Source organism: Actinokineospora sp. UV203 (genome assembly GCF_056323665.1).
The window spans coordinates 2,878,087-2,892,061 of the sequence record NZ_CM150484.1 but is presented as its reverse complement, the minus strand read 5'-3'; the positions used below and the strand labels follow the sequence as shown (position 1 = coordinate 2,892,061).

Genomic DNA, 13,975 nt, shown 5'->3' with positions numbered 1-13,975 from the left:
GCGCTCACGCGGCCCGGATCGCGGCCAGGGCGGCGTCGACCTCTTCCGGGGTGTTCGGGAGGCCGGTGCCGATCCTGGCGTAGCCGATCCGGTGGCTCGCGGTGGTGATCAAGATTCCCTTGGCGCGCAATGATTCGACGATCGAGCCGTTCGAGATGCCACTCTTCTCGAAGCACGTGATCCCCGCCGACATCGAAGCACTCCGAGGCGTCTGCAGAGTCACCCCAGGAATCCCCACAAGGCCCTCCTTGAGCCGCGTGCTCAACTCAGTGATCCGAGCAGCAGCAGCGGCGCGTCCGATCTCCTGCTGAAACGCCACTGCCGCGGGCACCGCCCACCGATGCTCATAGGCTACGAACCCACCAGGCGTCAGCGGATTCGACGTGAACGTCGAAGCCATCGGCCGCAAGTGTTGCCGCGCCGTGCTTTTCACCCACATCAGCCCGGTCCCACGCGGTCCACCGAGCCACTTGTGCGTTCCGGCGACAAAGAAGTCCGCCCCAAGCCGGGCGGCGTCGGCGTCCACGGCGGCGAGGCCGTGCACGCCGTCGACGACCAACAGGCAGCGGTCCGCCTCGGTCCGGCCCTGGTTGGCGTCGGCGACCACCGCCGCCATGGCCGCCACCGGCATCCGCACCCCGGAACTGGACTGCACCCAGGTGGTGCCGACGACCCGGGTCTTGGCGGTGATCGCGGCCCGCAGCTTCGACGTGACCTCGTCGACGGTGGCGGTGGCGGAGTTGCCGAAGAGCCTGATCTGGCGCACCGTGGCCCCGCGCTTGTCGGCGGCCAGCTGGGCGGCGCCGTTGTGCACGAAGTGGTCGTGTTCGGTGATCAGGAATTCCTGGCCCGGCTTCACGACGAGCCCGTTGTAGACCAGACCCAGGCCGATCGTGGTGTTCTGCACCAGCGCGATCTCACCCGAGACGCCGCCGATGAACCCGGCGAGCGCCGATTCGGCACTGGTGCCCGCTGGTGGAGAGTTGATCGACAGCGGGTTCGCGTCGATCAGGGCGCTGTACCGCTCGATCGCGTCGCGCACCGGTTTGGGGTTGGACGCCAGGTAGAACAGGCCGAGGTTCTTCACGTTCGGATCAAGCCGGTAGGCCGCACGCACCGCGGGCCAGTCGGGTGCGCCCGAACTGGTGACGTAGCGCTGGGCACTCGGTTCGGCCGCGCATGACCCGCCGAGCAGGCCCACCCCGGACACGGCACCGACACTGGCGACGAAAGCACGCCGAGAGAATTCGGACATGAACCCAGGATGACCCTGTTCCGGGTGCCCAGGAAGGCGTCGACGACCGGAAAGCGTCATGAATAGTTGACATTTGCCAGTTCTCTTGACTCTTATTTAACTCGCCAGTAGCTTCGCGGAAACCCTGCCTCGATGGGAGTTCTCGATGAAGAGAATCGTGCGAGCCTTTCCCGCGGTGATCGCCGTGGCCGCCCTGGTGGTCGTCCCGAACGTCGAGGCAGGCGCGAGCGAGGTGGACACGAGGGTCGCGCGGGCCGACTGCGGCCCGGGGTCCGCACCGGAGACCGGGGTGCAGGGGCAGGTGCCGCTGGCCGACCGGGAGAGCGGCCGCAGCGCCCAGGGCTACTCCTGCAACCTCGAGATGATCAGCCGGTTCCAAGGGCAGGGGCAGGCCACCGTCGGCGCGTCCTACGGCCACTGCCAGTACCTGGGCACGCTCATCCCGAGCGCGCTGACCGCGAGGGTCAAGGGCGTCAACGTCATCGACATGTCCGACCCGGCCAACCCGCGCCTGTCGACGTCGCTGGTCAGCGCGGCCACGCTCGGCGGCACGTGGGAGACGCTCAAGGTGCACGAAGGCCGCGGCCTGCTCGCCGCCGTGTCGGTCGGACCCGGCACCGGTGGTTTCTTCGTCTCCGTCTACGACGTGAAGACCGACTGCGCGAAGCCCCGCCTCCTCAACGGTGTCCTCGGCACGACGCTCACCATCCCCGGGTTCTTCCCCGGCCACGAGGCGGCCTGGTCGCCTGACGGCCGCACGTACTGGACCACCGGAGCGGGCCCCGGCACCATCGCCGCGCTCGACATGAGCAACCCCGTGCTGCCGCGGGTGATCTTCAACGGACTCACCGGCCTGACCAACCACGGGCTCGGCTTCAGCCCCGACGGCAACCGCGCCTACGTCGCCAGCGCCGTCCCCGCGGGCATCACGATCTTCGACAGCAGCGACATCCAGAGCCGCGCGCTGTTCCCGAGGCTGCGCCGGATCGCCGACACCACCTGGGAGGACGGCGGCGTCACCCAGCACGCGATGCCGTTCACCAAGAACGGCAGGCCGTACTACATGGCGGTCGACGAGTTCGCCTCCGGCGGCGCCCGGATCGTCGACATCTCCGACGAGCGGGCCCCGCGGATCGTGCGCAAGCTCAAGCTGGAGATCAACCGGCCGGAGAACATGCCGCTGCGCGCCAAGGACACCGCGAAGAACGGGATCTTCGGCTACGAGGCGCACTACTGCTCGCTCGACCGGACCGTCGACCCGACCACGATGGCGTGCGGTTGGACCCAGTCCGGCATCCGCGTCTTCGACATCCGCGACCTGATGAACCCACGCGAGATCGCCTACTTCAACCCGCCCGCGCAGATCGGCAAGCGGGCCGAGCTGGTCAACTCCGCGCACGCCTTCGTGCCTGGTCAGCCGCTCTCCGACGCCGCCAATGGCAACGTCGGCGACCCGGCGGGCTACCTTGGTCCGGTGGATATGACCGCTGACTGGTGCATGTCGCCGCCCCGCCTGGACGGCGACCGCCTCTGGGTGAACTGCGACGACAACGGCGCCATGCTGCTGCGGTTCACCAACGGCGCGTATCCGCGGTCATGACCCGGATGCGGGTGCTCCTGGTCGCGATCGCGCTGGTCGTGGCCGGGATCGCGGTGGGTGCCGCGGGCGGCGTGCTGCTGGCCCCCGCGCCCCCGCGCCCACCCGCGGCGCCGAGCATGGTCGACATCGGGTTCAGCCAGGACATGATCGTCCACCACCAGCAGGCGCTGGAGCTCGCGGGCCTGGTGCGCGGCAGGCTCGGTCCGTCGGCAACGACCGTCGCCGCCACGATCGAGAACTCCCAGCAGCGTGAGATCGGGCTGATGCAGGGGTGGCTGTCGGCCTGGGACGCGCCGCAGGTCTCCGAGACGGAGCCGATGGCGTGGATGGCGGGCAAACATGACCACGGCGACGCCGACGCGCCGATGCCGGGTCTGCTGTCGCGGGCCGAACTCGACGAACTGGCCGGGCTGAGCGGCGCCGAGCTGGAGGCCAGGTTCATCCGGCTGATGATCAGGCACCACACCGGCGGGGTCGAGATGGCGACCATCGCCGTGCGCGACGCCGCGTTGCCGCAGGTCCGCGCCCAGGCCCGGCTGATGGTGGCGGAGCAGCGCAAGGAGATGGGTGTGCTCTCGGGCCTGCTGACGGCGGGCGCCGGTCGGTGAGACGACCTGGTCGCCGTGCCTGCTGGGGGCGGGCACGGCGACCAGGGTTCACCCACCGCGTGGAAACCGTGGGGCGGGTCCACGCGGTGTGTCCCTCAGACGCCTGAAAGACCTCAGGCGTTCCCTTGAGATGTGGACCATGGGCGGGCCTGTCTGGGTGGTTCGCCCGTAGTGGTCGGGTCGGTTGCCTGCCGTTGGTGATCGGCCTTGTCGTGCCCGGCTCAGATCAGCACACCGGGGTTGAGTATCCCGGCGGGATCGAGCGCCGCTTTCGCCGCGGTCAGTGCCGCCGCGAACGGGTCCGGGCGTTGGCGGTCGTACCAAGGGCGGTGGTCGCGGCCGACGGCGTGGTGGTGGGTGATCGTTCCGCCGTTCGCCGCCAAGGCGTCCGATACCGCTGTCTTGATTTCGTCCCACTGCGCCACGGTCTGGCCCCAGGTGCCGGGGGCGTAGATGCCGAAGTAGGGCGCCGGGCCGTCCGGGTAGACGTGGGTGAATCGGCAGGTCACCAACCCGACTCCGGCGATCTGGCGGATCGCGTCAGTGGCGGCGGTGGTGACGGCCGCGTGCAGCGACTCGAAGCGGTCCCAGGTGCAAGCGGTCTCGAAGGTTTCGACGATCATTGAGCGGCGGGCCAGGGAGTCGCGTTGGTAGGGCATGCGCAGGAACGAACTCCGCCAGTCCGCGCCCGGATTCTTCTTGCCCTCGGCGACTTCGCCGCCGTGGTCCTGGCAGATCTCCACCGCCCGGGCCAACGCGCTGTCGACGGGGTGGTCGGCGGATTCGAAGCCCAGCACGAGAACGCCGCCGCCGGTGGTCACTCCGGCGTTGAGGAAGGCTTCCGCTGGGTCGAGCAGGCGGCAGTTCGCCGGGTGCAGGCCGGACTGGGCGACCGCCCGGGTGGCCGCGACCGCCGAGGCGTAGTCGGCGAACCTCAGCGACGCGTTCGCCCGGTGCGTCGGCCGGTCCTGCAGGCGCATCCACGCCTCGGTGATGATGCCGAGGGTGCCTTCGGAGCCGAGGAACAGCCGGTCCGGCGAAGGGCCCGCGCCGGACCCGGGCAGTCTCCGGGATTCGCTGACACCGCTGGGAGTGATGACCCGCGTCGACTCGACGAGGTCGTCGATGTGGGTGTGCAGGGTGGCGTAGTGCCCGCCCGCCCTGGTCGCGAGCCAGCCGCCGAGGGTGGAGAACTCGAAGGACTGCGGGAAGTGGCGCAGGCTCAGGCCGTGCGGGCGGAGTTGGTCCTCCAGGTGCGGGCCGAACACGCCCGCCTGGATGCGCGCGGCGCGGCTGGTGCGGTCGATCTCGACGACCTGGTCCAGTCCGCCGAGGTCGATCGTCACCGCCGGGCCGTCGAAGCGGGGTTCGACTCCGCCGACGACGGAACTCCCGCCGCCGAACGGGATCGCCGCGACCCTCGCCGTGGTGCACCAGTCGAGCAGGTCGACGACGTCCTGTTCGGTTCGCGGTCGGGCGATCACGTCGGGCACGTGGGCCAGTTCGCCGTGCAGGTTTCGCACGACGTCGCGGAAGGCTTTGCCGTGGGCGTGGGCCGCGCGGTCGGTCGGGTCGGTCGAGCAGATGTCGGCCAGCGCGTCCGGCGGGCGCACCCTGGGCTCTCGGAGGTCCAGGTCGGCGACCCTCGGCGGCTCGTGGTCGGTGAGGTCCGCACCGGGCAGCAGACCGGCGACCCGATCGGTGAGCGCTGTCAGCTCCGGGCCGCCGAGCGCGTCCTCGTTGTTGCCCCAGCCCCACCATGACCTGGTCATCGTGCCCCGCCCTTCGTCGACCGGGCCAAGCTACCGGTTTGCGAACTAGTGCTCTGGCTTTTGGTCGGGGGTGCAGGCCTGTGTGGAAGTGCCTGTGAGCGCCCGAGGATGGGAGGGTCGGAGACTGCTCACGTGGGCCGGTTCTGTTGTTCGAAGTATTGGTGGATGGTCGACAGCGGGTCCCCGCCGACCGATCCGGCGAGGTAGGACGCGGAGGACGTCAATGCTTGTCCGGTGTGGACGTGGTCGGAAGTCCGAGTAGGGTCTCGGCGATGCGGCGAATCCCGGATTCCGAGCGACGCGCGCGACTGAGCCTGCGACACGGTCTGGCGGCGCCCGTTCCCTCGGCCGACCCGACCGACGTCGCGGAGGCACTGGTCGCCCTGCACGCCACCGATCCCTGCACGGTGTACCTGTCCGTGCTCGCCCGGATGGCGGTCGACCCGGACACCATCACCGAAGCGCTGCACGACCGCAAGACGATGGTCCGGATGCTCGGCATGCGCCGCACGGTGTTCGTCGTGCCGCGGGCGCTCGCCCCGGTGGTGCAGTCGGCGTGCAGCCGGGCGGTGGCCGCGACCGAGCGGCGCAGACTGGTCAAACAGCTCGCGGACGCCGCGGTGGCGACCGACACCGCGGGCTGGCTGCGCGACGTCGAGCAGGCCACGTTCGCCGCGCTGTCGGCGCGGGGTGAGGCGAGCGCGGCTGAGCTGTCCGCCGACGAGCCCCGGCTGCGCACGTCGCTGCTGATGGCGCCCGGAAAGCCTTATGAGGCAAAGCAGAACATCACGTCGCGGGTGCTCGGCCTGCTCGCCGCCGACGGGATGATCGTGCGCGGCAGGCCGTTGGGGTCGTGGACCTCGACGCAGTATCGGTGGTCGCCGATGACCTCGTGGTTCCCCGATGGCCTACCTGAGATCGACCTCTTCGAAGCACGTGCGGAACTGGCGCGTCGGTGGCTGCGGGTGTTCGGGCCCGCGACGGTCGGGGACCTGAAATGGTGGACCGGGTGGACACTCGGCGACACCCGGAAGGCGCTTGCCGAGGTGGGTGCGGAGTCGGTGGAGCTCGACCACGGCACTGGGGTCGTTCTCGCCGATGACCTGGAACCGGTGGCCGAACCCGCGCCTCGGCCGGTCTTGCTGCCCGCGTTGGATCCGACACCCATGGGGTGGACCGAGCGGGATTGGTACCTCGGGGAGCACTCGGACCGGTTGTTCGACCGGTCGGGGAATATTGGGCCGACTGTGTTCTGGGATGGTCGGGTCGTGGGTGGGTGGGCTCATCGGCCGGACGGGGAGATCGCTGTCCGGTTGCTGGAGGATATCGGGGAATCGGCCTCGGCTTTGGTGGCAGCTGAGGCCGCGCGGTTGGCTGAGTTGGTTGGGGTGGTTCGGATGCGTTCCCGCTTCCCGACTCCTCTGGAGCGGGAGTTGCTCGCGGTTTGATCTTTGGCGCGTTCGCGGCGGGTGCCTGTTCCTGTCCGCATGGCGCCGCCTAGCTCGGCGGCGCGGTGGGTGCCGGGGGAGCGGGGCAGGTGGTCCGGCCGGGCTCGATCTTCACCTTCAGGCCCGGGAGGGTGAACGGGCCGACGATCTCCATCGCGTACACCTTGCCGGTGAGCTGGGTGAACTCGGCGAACGTCGCGCCCTCCGGGCGCGCGGCTCGAAACGCCACCGCGACCTCGCGGGTGGCCTGCGGTTCCGCACAGCCGGGTGCGACTGGAGGAAAGTGGAACCGCACCTCCTATCGCATGGTCGCCTCGAAGAGTTTCGCCAGCAGCTCGAAAACGGCTGACGCGCCGCGAGGACCGTCACCTGAAGGCGACCGAGCCGCGCCATGTCGCAGCCACCGATACCCTTTCTCAATGGCGAAGTACTTCGACGTGCATCCGGACAATCCTCAGCGCCGATCGATCACGCAGATCGTCGACCTTCTGCGCGCCGACGCCCTGATCGCGTACCCCACTGACTCCTGCTACGCCCTCGGCTGCCGGTTGGGGAACAAGGATGGGATCGACCGCATCCGCGAGATCCGCGACCTCGACGACCGCCACCACTTCACCTTGGTGTGCCAGGACTTCTCCCAGCTGGGCCAGTTCGTCGAGGTCGGCAACGCGGTGTTCCGGGCGATCAAGGCGTCCACGCCGGGCAGCTACACCTTCATCCTGCCCGCCACCAAGGAAGTCCCGCGCAGGCTGCAGCACGCGAAGAAGAAGACGGTCGGGGTGCGCATCCCCGACCACGTCGTCACCCAGGCGATCGTGGCCGAGCTCGGTGAGCCGCTGCTGTCGAGCACGCTGCTGCTTCCCGACCAGCCGGAGCCGATGACCATGGGCTGGGAGATCAAGGAGCGGCTCGATCACGTGGTCGACGCGGTGATCGATTCCGGCGAGTGCGGCACCGTGCCGACGTCGGTCATCGACTTCTCGCAGGGGGAGCCGGAGATCATCCGAGTCGGCGCGGGAGACGTCTCCAGGTTCGAGTGATCTTGTCGAACACATGTTCGAACACTCTGGTATCCTCGGTGGTGGGGAGAGTTGATGCCGGGGGGTTGATGATGATCAAGGTGTACCACCCGTGGCCGGTTCCGGTGCAGGCGCTGTGCTATTCGGAGCCGTCCGCGCTGACGGACATGGAAGTGTGGGTCCGCAGGCTGCGCGAGCGCGGACTGATCGGCTCGGACGTGCGGTTCGCCGTTCGGCGCGAGGACGTTCCGGTTGGGGTGCTCAGTGACGGCGGCGGGTCGCGGGAGGTGCGGCCGTCGGCGTACCTGGTGTTCGCCCGCGACGGGTTCGAGGTGGTGGACCGGATGTCGTTCCACCGCCGCTATCGCGAGCCCTGACCACGCGGGAGAGTGCAGGATGGACACATGACCGATGTCTACAGCCGCCTGTTGCTCACCGAACGCGACGCCCTGCTGCCCATCCTGCGGCGCACCCCCGACGAGGCGTTCGACCACCCCACAGTGTGCGACCTGTGGTCGGTCCGCGACGTGATCGCCCACTGCGCGACCGCCCTGACCCGCGTGGCCACCGGCGACCTGCACGACTTCTCGCCCGAGGCCAACCAAGCCGATGTGGACGCCCGTCGCGGCCTGCCGCTCGCGGACGTGATCGCCGAGTTGGAGAAGGCCTATGAACTCGGCGCCGCCAGCCCGGAGATCCACCGCGTCGCCCTCGGCGAGTGGGTGCATGGCGGCGACATCCGTGAGGCGCTGGGGGAACCGGGTGCCTACTCGTCGGCCGGTGCGGACGACGCCATGACGATCCTGGTCCAGCGCAGCGTCACCCGGGAAATCCCGCCCACCGACGTCCACCTCACCGACGGCCGGTCCCTGCGCCTCGGCGACCCGGACGCGAGTGCGGAGTGTGTCCTCAAGACCGATGTAGCCGGCCTGTTCCGCATCACCGCGAACCGCAGGCCCGAACTCGCCGAGGCCGACTTGACCGGCCTGGTGCCCAGCGAGCTGCGGATGTTCTTCTAGGACAACGGAAAACGCCCGGCGAGGGCACTCGCCGGGCGTTTTCCGTATCAGGTGGATCAGCTGGTAAGGGTCCAGCTGTCGATGTAGCCGGTGTCGTTGGTTTCGACGTCCTGTACGCGCAGTTTCCATGCGCCGTTGCGGGATTCCGAGGACAGGTTCACCGTGTAGCTGGCGTTGACGTTGTCGGCTGAGTCGCTGCTTGAGGAGTTCTTCAGCCGGTAGGCGGTGCCGTCCGGGGCGACGAGGTCGATGACGAGGTCACCGCGCCAGGTGTGGACGATCGCGACGTCGACCTTGCTGGTCGCCGAGGCGGTTCCGGTGCAGGACAGCGTGATCGTGCTTTCCACCGTGGTGTTGTCGGCGATGTTGACGTTGGTGCCGTTGCCGGCCGGGGCGCAGCTGCCGCCGTCGCCGCTGGATCCGGTGTTGAGGGTCCAGGTGTCGAGTTTGCCGGTGTCGCCGGGGCCGGAGTCGTTGACCCGGAGTTTCCAGTCGCCGTTGGCGGTCTCGCCGGAGAGGTTGACGGTGTAGGAGGTGATGAGGTTGTCGGTGTCCGCGCCGGTCTTGTTGTGCAGGACGTAGGCCGTGCCGTCGGGTGCGATGAGCGAGACGGTGAGGTCACCGATGTAGGTGTGGACGATGTTGACGTCGATCTTGGCGGTGGCTGAGGCGTTGCCGGTGCAGCCGGTGACGGTGACCGGGCTTTCGACGGTGGTGTTGTCGGTGATGGCGAAGTCGGTGGTGTTGGTGACTGCCGAGCAGGTTCCGCCGGTGGTGCCGATCGTCCAGGTGAATGAAGCTGAGCCGGACTTGGTGGGGCTGGAGCTGTCGGTGGCGGTGATGGTCACGTTGGACGTGCCCGCCGCGGTCGGGGTGCCGGTGATGGTGCCGGTCGAGGCGCTGATCGACAGTCCGGCGGGGAGGCCGGTGGCTGACCAGGTGTACGGCGAGGTGCCGCCGGAGGCGCTGTTGGTCTTGTTGACCGCGGTGCCCACGGTGCCGCTCTGGTTGCCCGGGTTCGCCACGGTGACGCCGGTCGTGCCGCCGCCGTTCATGAACGCGGTGTACAGCAAGACGTTCGGCGAACCGGCGTTGATGCCGGTCAGCTTGCCGGTCGAGCCGTTGTTGACCAGCGCGTCGCGGATCTGCTGCGGGGTGGACGAGGTGTTGAGGCCCAGGTACACCGCCGCCGCGCCCGCCACGGTCGGCGAGGCCATCGACGTGCCGGTCATGGTCGCGGTGCCGGTGTTGCTGGAGTGCGACGCCGACACGATGCTCGTGCCCGGCGCCCAGATGTCGAGGCAGGAGCCGTAGCTGCTGGGACCGGTGCCGTTGTAGCGCTGGTCCTGCTGGTTGCTGTTGCCGACGGTGATGGCCTCGGGGACGAGCTGCGGGCTGTAGTAGCAGGCGTCGTCGTTGGAGTTGCCCGCCGCCTGGATGAACTGCACGCCGCTGGCGATCAGCGACTTCACCGCGTTGTCCATGGTGGTGTTGGAGCAGCGCGAGCGACAGCCGATGCTGTAGTTGACGACCGCGGGCTTGACCGCGTTGTTCTTGACCCAGTTGATGCCGGCCAGGATGCCGTCGTTGCTGCCGGAACCGTCGCAGCCGAGCACGCGGACCGCGGAGATGGTCGCCTTCTTGGCGACGCCGTAGACCGTGCCCGCCGCGGTGCCCGCGACGTGTGTGCCGTGGCCCTGGCAGTCCTGCGGGGTCGAGTCGTTGTCGACGAAGTCGTAACCGGCGGTGACGCGGCCGGAGAAGTCGGTGTGGCTCGCGTTGATGCCGGTGTCCAGCACGTACACGCGAACGCCCTGACCAGGGTTGGTCGGGTAGGTGAAGGACTTGTCCAGCGGAAGGTCACGCTGGTCGATGCGGTCGTCGCCCCAGTTGGGCGGGTTGGGCTGGGTGTCGAGGGCGACCATGTACTGGGCCTGCTCGACGGAGGCGACGTCGGCGTCGCGGGCGACGTTCTTGGCCTGCTCCTCGGTCATCGTGGCCGAGTAGCCGTTGATGATCTCCAGGTTGTGCCGGACGGCGCCGCCGTGCTTGCGGGCCTTGTCGGCCGACATGGCGCTCACGGCACCGCGGGCGCCGTTCTTGAACTTGACGATGTAGCGGTCGGGGACGGCGCCGGGGGCGTCCGCGTTCTGGATGGTGACGTCAGCTTCACTGGAGTAGGCAGGGATCGAGACCGCGGCGATACCGGCGGTCGCGACTACGGCGAGCAAAGCTGCTCTGGACGCCTTGCTTCGCATTCGGATGCGCGTCATTGATGCCGATTCCTTACTGTGCAGGGGGTACGAGCATGAAAGGCGCGGTCGGCTATCCCCGCGTCCACAATGGAGCTGCTCGCCCGTGCATAATGCCACCCGGGAAGCCTGTTGGAAAGACCTCAAAATTTGCGACGGATATAACTGTTAACCGTTAAATGGGAACATTCCCTTATGGCAACATGGAGTCATGACTGATGACGCTCCGGTGCTCAGGGCCCGGATGTACGGCGAAGACGATCTGAGTTCGCTGCCCGTCTTCGCGGGGGGATTCATCAACTTCGGATTCTGGCAGGACCTGGCGGCGGACCAGCCGATAACCGTCGAACAACGAGTCGAAAGCCAGTTCGCGCTCTATCGTCTGGTATTCGAGCGGCTGGGTGTCGGCGCCGGGGACGCGGTGCTCGAAATCGGTTCGGGTACCGGCGTCGGCGCGGCCTGGGCGTTCGCCGAATTCGGCCCGCGCGAACTGCACGGCGTCGACCTGAGCCCGGACCAGGTCGCCCGCGCGAGTGCCCACGCCCAAGGGGAGCGGCTGACCTATCGCCAGGGCGCCGCCGACGACCTCCCGTTCCCCGACGAGACCTTCGACGTCGCGGTGTCCATCGAGGCCGCGCAGCACATGGACGACATCGGCGCGTTCGCCGCGCAGGCGTTCCGCGTGCTGCGGCCGGGTGGCCGGTTCGCCGTCAGCACGTTCTTCGCCCCGACCGCGGACCGCCGCGGCGAACTCGCGGCCCGGCTGGACACCTTCACCTCCGGCGTCGACCGCGACCACTCGGTCCCCGAAGTGGTCGGCCACCTGAGCGCCGCGGGCTTCGACGACATCCGGGTCACCTCGATCGGTGAGCACGTCTGGCCGGGACTGGACCGCTGGATCACCCAGCTCGGCGTGCCCGAGGGCGAGTGGCCCCGGCGCTGGCTGAGCTCCTACCGCGACGGCCTGATCGACTACTACGTCATCTCGGCCTGCCGGTCGGCGGACGAGCCGACGATGTAGTCCGACGGGTCGAACGGCCGCGAGTCGCCCCGCCAGGCAAGCGAGTCGCCCCGCCAGGCAAGCGAGTCGCCCCGCCAGGCAAGTGAGTCGCCCCGCCAGGCAAGTGAGTTCGACATTCGCGCGGGCACGAAGGTCGAACTCACTCGCCGGAAGGGGCGACTCACTTGCCTGGCGGGGCGACTCGCGAGGGTGGGGTCAGGCGCCGAGGGTTTCCAGGGTGGCGGCGGTTTCGGCGGGGCTTGGCATGGTGGCGATCTCGGCGGCGACCTCGCGTGACCGCGCGGCGACGGTGCCGTCGGCCAGGAGCTCGGCCGCCTTGGCCGCCACCGCCTCGACCGTGATCGCCTCGCCGACGAGCTGCAGACCCGCGCCGCCCTCGGTCACCGCGTCGGCGTTGACGAACTGGTCGGCGCCCTGCGGGATGAACAGCTGCGGGACACCGGCGGCCAGGGCCCCAAGCGTGGTGCCGCTGCCGCCGTGGTGCACGACGAGATCGGTGTGCGGCAACAAGTCCGCCTGCGGCACCCACGGCAGCACGGTCACGTTGTCCGGCGCCGTGCCGAGGTCGGCGATCGCCACGGTCGGGCCCGCCGCGACGATCACCCGGGCGGGCAGTGTCGCGAGACCGTCGATGGCGGTCCGCAGCACCCCCGCCTGGCCGAACGCCGTGCCCAGGGTCAGGTACACCAAGGGCTGGTCGTGCTCGGCCACCCACGCGGGCAGCTCGCCCGGCTCGGTGAAGGCCACCGGGCGCAGCGGGATCCGCTTGGGGAAGGCGAGGAACTCCTTGTCCTGCAAGGAAGCCGGGTAGATGTCGAGGTACGGGTCGGGGAACGGCCCGGCCGGGTCGTAGTCGACCCCGAGTTCCGCGGCCAACTCGGCGTTCTTGATGAGGAAGCCGGGAAAGGTGTCCCCCAGGGCGCCACGGCCGAAGGCGTGGCACAGCACCGGGATGCCCGCCGCTTTGGCGGCCAGCCCGGCACCCGGACTGCCCGCTTCGTAGAGCACCAGGTCGGGCTTCTCGCGGTCGAGGACCGGGCGAAGATCGGCGGCGATGCCGCGCGCGAGCACCGAGATGAAGACGCTGCTCACCACTTCGCCCATCACCTCGGCGTCGCTGAAATCGGGCCGCGAGCCTTGGGTGACCTGGTTGAAGGCGTCGGTGATCGTGGTGCCGACGTCGACGACCTCGAAGCCGAGCGAGGTCAGGACGGGGTGGAAGGAGGCGTTGGTGGCGTAGGTGACGCGGTGGCCGTGCTCCTTGGCCGCGATCGCCAGGGGGAGCAGCGGGTAGGTGTGGCCATGGCTGGGCAGGCTGGAGAACAAGACATGCACCGCACCGACAGTACGTGCGCCGAAGCGACCTTCGCCGGCTTTTTTCCAACCGCCGCGATTACCGGATGGCGATCGGCAGCTCGTCGGGGTCGCCGACCGGCCACGCCAGCGGGTCGGGCCCGAGTCGGGTCAGCTCGCTGATCTGCAGCACGCTCCACGGCGAGACCGCCCGCGTCCCGGCGAGCACCGATTCGCTGAACTCGGTCCACGACACCCACTCCGCGGCGTCGACCTCCTCCGGGTTGGGCACCGGGTCGGTGGTGACGACGACCCGGTACACCGGGCACATCTCGTTCTCCACCATGCCGTTGCCCATCACCGCGCGGTAGCGGAAGCGGGGCAGGATCAGCTCGGGGTGGTGCGGTCCGGCGAGCCCGAGCTCGTCGGACAGCCTGCGCGCCACACTCAGGGCGATCTGCTCGTCGGGGCCGGGGTGGCCGCAGCAGGAGTTCGTCCAGACGCCGGGCCAGGTTTTCTTGTGCGAGGCCCGCTGGGTGATCAGGAACCGCCCGTCGGGATCGAAGACGTAGCTGGAGAACGCCAGATGCAGCGGCGTGTTCGCGTGGTGCACCTCGGCTTTGTCGGCGGTGCCGATCCCTTGGCCGGTCTCGTCCAGCAGCAGTACCTGCTCCGTGATCACGGTAAT

13 protein-coding genes are annotated in these 13,975 nt (G+C 69.0%); 7 read left to right on the top strand and 6 right to left on the bottom strand.

Going from position 1 to position 13,975, the window contains the following annotated elements; translation table 11 throughout:
* Window positions 1-4: 4 nt before the first annotated feature.
* Window positions 5-1,255, bottom strand: a complete 1,251-nt coding sequence (locus tag ACUZ2Y_RS13495; RefSeq protein ID WP_476330687.1) for an aminotransferase class V-fold PLP-dependent enzyme — start codon at window positions 1,253-1,255, stop codon at window positions 5-7.
* A 145-nt stretch (window positions 1,256-1,400) separates the two neighbouring features.
* Between ACUZ2Y_RS13495 and ACUZ2Y_RS13490 the strand changes: the two genes are divergently transcribed.
* Together ACUZ2Y_RS13490 and ACUZ2Y_RS13485 are read left to right on the top strand one after the other, a co-directional pair.
* On the top strand, window positions 1,401-2,855 hold the full coding sequence (locus tag ACUZ2Y_RS13490) for an LVIVD repeat-containing protein (RefSeq protein ID WP_476330684.1): 1,455 nt from the start codon (window positions 1,401-1,403) through the stop codon (window positions 2,853-2,855).
* On the top strand, window positions 2,852-3,463 hold the full coding sequence (locus ACUZ2Y_RS13485) for a DUF305 domain-containing protein (protein WP_476330681.1): 612 nt from the start codon (window positions 2,852-2,854) through the stop codon (window positions 3,461-3,463). Before ACUZ2Y_RS13490 ends, ACUZ2Y_RS13485 begins: the two co-directional genes overlap by 4 nt.
* A 221-nt stretch (window positions 3,464-3,684) precedes the next feature.
* On the opposite strand, the gene ACUZ2Y_RS13480 is transcribed toward ACUZ2Y_RS13485, so the two are convergent.
* Window positions 3,685-5,235 carry an FAD-binding oxidoreductase gene (locus ACUZ2Y_RS13480; RefSeq protein ID WP_476330678.1) on the bottom strand — a complete coding sequence of 517 codons (1,551 nt, stop codon included), beginning with the start codon at window positions 5,233-5,235 and terminating at the stop codon, window positions 3,685-3,687.
* Between the two features lie 272 nt (window positions 5,236-5,507).
* On the opposite strand from ACUZ2Y_RS13480, the gene ACUZ2Y_RS13475 reads away from it, so the two are divergent.
* On the top strand, window positions 5,508-6,683 hold the full coding sequence (locus ACUZ2Y_RS13475; protein ID WP_476330675.1) for a winged helix DNA-binding domain-containing protein: 1,176 nt from the start codon (window positions 5,508-5,510) through the stop codon (window positions 6,681-6,683).
* A 49-nt stretch (window positions 6,684-6,732) separates the two neighbouring features.
* Here the strand turns inward: ACUZ2Y_RS13475 and ACUZ2Y_RS13470 are convergent, their stop codons facing one another.
* Window positions 6,733-6,912 (bottom strand): hypothetical protein, encoded by a 180-nt coding sequence (locus ACUZ2Y_RS13470; RefSeq protein WP_476330672.1) that lies wholly within the window; start codon window positions 6,910-6,912, stop codon window positions 6,733-6,735.
* A gap of 190 nt (window positions 6,913-7,102) precedes the next feature.
* On the opposite strand from ACUZ2Y_RS13470, the gene ACUZ2Y_RS13465 reads away from it, so the two are divergent.
* From ACUZ2Y_RS13465 to ACUZ2Y_RS13455, 3 genes are all read left to right on the top strand, one after another.
* The gene (locus ACUZ2Y_RS13465) at window positions 7,103-7,723 is read left to right on the top strand and encodes an L-threonylcarbamoyladenylate synthase (protein WP_476330670.1); all 621 of its coding nucleotides are present in this window, start codon (window positions 7,103-7,105) and stop codon (window positions 7,721-7,723) included.
* Window positions 7,724-7,791: 68 nt separating this feature from the next.
* Entirely contained in the window at window positions 7,792-8,079 is a 288-nt protein-coding gene (locus ACUZ2Y_RS13460; protein ID WP_476330667.1) for a hypothetical protein, read from the top strand.
* A gap of 27 nt (window positions 8,080-8,106) precedes the next feature.
* Window positions 8,107-8,721: a maleylpyruvate isomerase family mycothiol-dependent enzyme gene (locus tag ACUZ2Y_RS13455; protein WP_476330664.1), complete on the top strand. Its 615-nt coding sequence runs from the start codon at window positions 8,107-8,109 to the stop codon at window positions 8,719-8,721.
* 56 nt (window positions 8,722-8,777) lie between these two features.
* Here ACUZ2Y_RS13455 and ACUZ2Y_RS13450 read toward each other — a convergent pair whose 3' ends face one another.
* Window positions 8,778-10,994 (bottom strand): proprotein convertase P-domain-containing protein, encoded by a 2,217-nt coding sequence (locus ACUZ2Y_RS13450; RefSeq protein ID WP_476330662.1) that lies wholly within the window; start codon window positions 10,992-10,994, stop codon window positions 8,778-8,780.
* 190 nt (window positions 10,995-11,184) lie between these two features.
* Here ACUZ2Y_RS13450 and ACUZ2Y_RS13445 point away from each other — a divergent pair, with 190 nt between their 5' ends.
* Entirely contained in the window at window positions 11,185-11,994 is an 810-nt protein-coding gene (locus tag ACUZ2Y_RS13445) for a class I SAM-dependent methyltransferase (RefSeq protein WP_476330659.1), read from the top strand.
* Window positions 11,995-12,189: 195 nt separating this feature from the next.
* On the opposite strand, the gene ACUZ2Y_RS13440 is transcribed toward ACUZ2Y_RS13445, so the two are convergent.
* Both ACUZ2Y_RS13440 and idi read right to left on the bottom strand, forming a co-directional pair.
* Window positions 12,190-13,329 (bottom strand): glycosyltransferase, encoded by a 1,140-nt coding sequence (locus tag ACUZ2Y_RS13440; protein WP_476330656.1) that lies wholly within the window; start codon window positions 13,327-13,329, stop codon window positions 12,190-12,192.
* Between the two features lie 58 nt (window positions 13,330-13,387).
* Entirely contained in the window at window positions 13,388-13,969 is a 582-nt protein-coding gene (idi, locus tag ACUZ2Y_RS13435) for an isopentenyl-diphosphate Delta-isomerase (RefSeq protein ID WP_476330653.1), read from the bottom strand.
* Window positions 13,970-13,975 lie beyond the last annotated feature (6 nt).

Excerpts from the sequence above, each read along its gene's own strand:
- ACUZ2Y_RS13495 (WP_476330687.1), bottom strand. The coding sequence starts at position 1,255 with ATGTCCGAATTCTCTCGGCGTGCTTTCGTCGCCAGTGTCGGTGCCGTG.
- ACUZ2Y_RS13490 (WP_476330684.1), top strand. The coding sequence starts at position 1,401 with ATGAAGAGAATCGTGCGAGCCTTTCCCGCGGTGATCGCCGTGGCCGCC.
- ACUZ2Y_RS13485 (WP_476330681.1), top strand. The coding sequence starts at position 2,852 with ATGACCCGGATGCGGGTGCTCCTGGTCGCGATCGCGCTGGTCGTGGCC.
- ACUZ2Y_RS13480 (WP_476330678.1), bottom strand. The coding sequence starts at position 5,235 with ATGACCAGGTCATGGTGGGGCTGGGGCAACAACGAGGACGCGCTCGGC.
- ACUZ2Y_RS13475 (WP_476330675.1), top strand. The coding sequence starts at position 5,508 with ATGCGGCGAATCCCGGATTCCGAGCGACGCGCGCGACTGAGCCTGCGA.
- ACUZ2Y_RS13465 (WP_476330670.1), top strand. The coding sequence starts at position 7,103 with ATGGCGAAGTACTTCGACGTGCATCCGGACAATCCTCAGCGCCGATCG.
- ACUZ2Y_RS13460 (WP_476330667.1), top strand. The coding sequence starts at position 7,792 with ATGATGATCAAGGTGTACCACCCGTGGCCGGTTCCGGTGCAGGCGCTG.
- ACUZ2Y_RS13455 (WP_476330664.1), top strand. The coding sequence starts at position 8,107 with ATGACCGATGTCTACAGCCGCCTGTTGCTCACCGAACGCGACGCCCTG.
- ACUZ2Y_RS13450 (WP_476330662.1), bottom strand. The coding sequence starts at position 10,994 with ATGACGCGCATCCGAATGCGAAGCAAGGCGTCCAGAGCAGCTTTGCTC.
- ACUZ2Y_RS13445 (WP_476330659.1), top strand. The coding sequence starts at position 11,185 with ATGACTGATGACGCTCCGGTGCTCAGGGCCCGGATGTACGGCGAAGAC.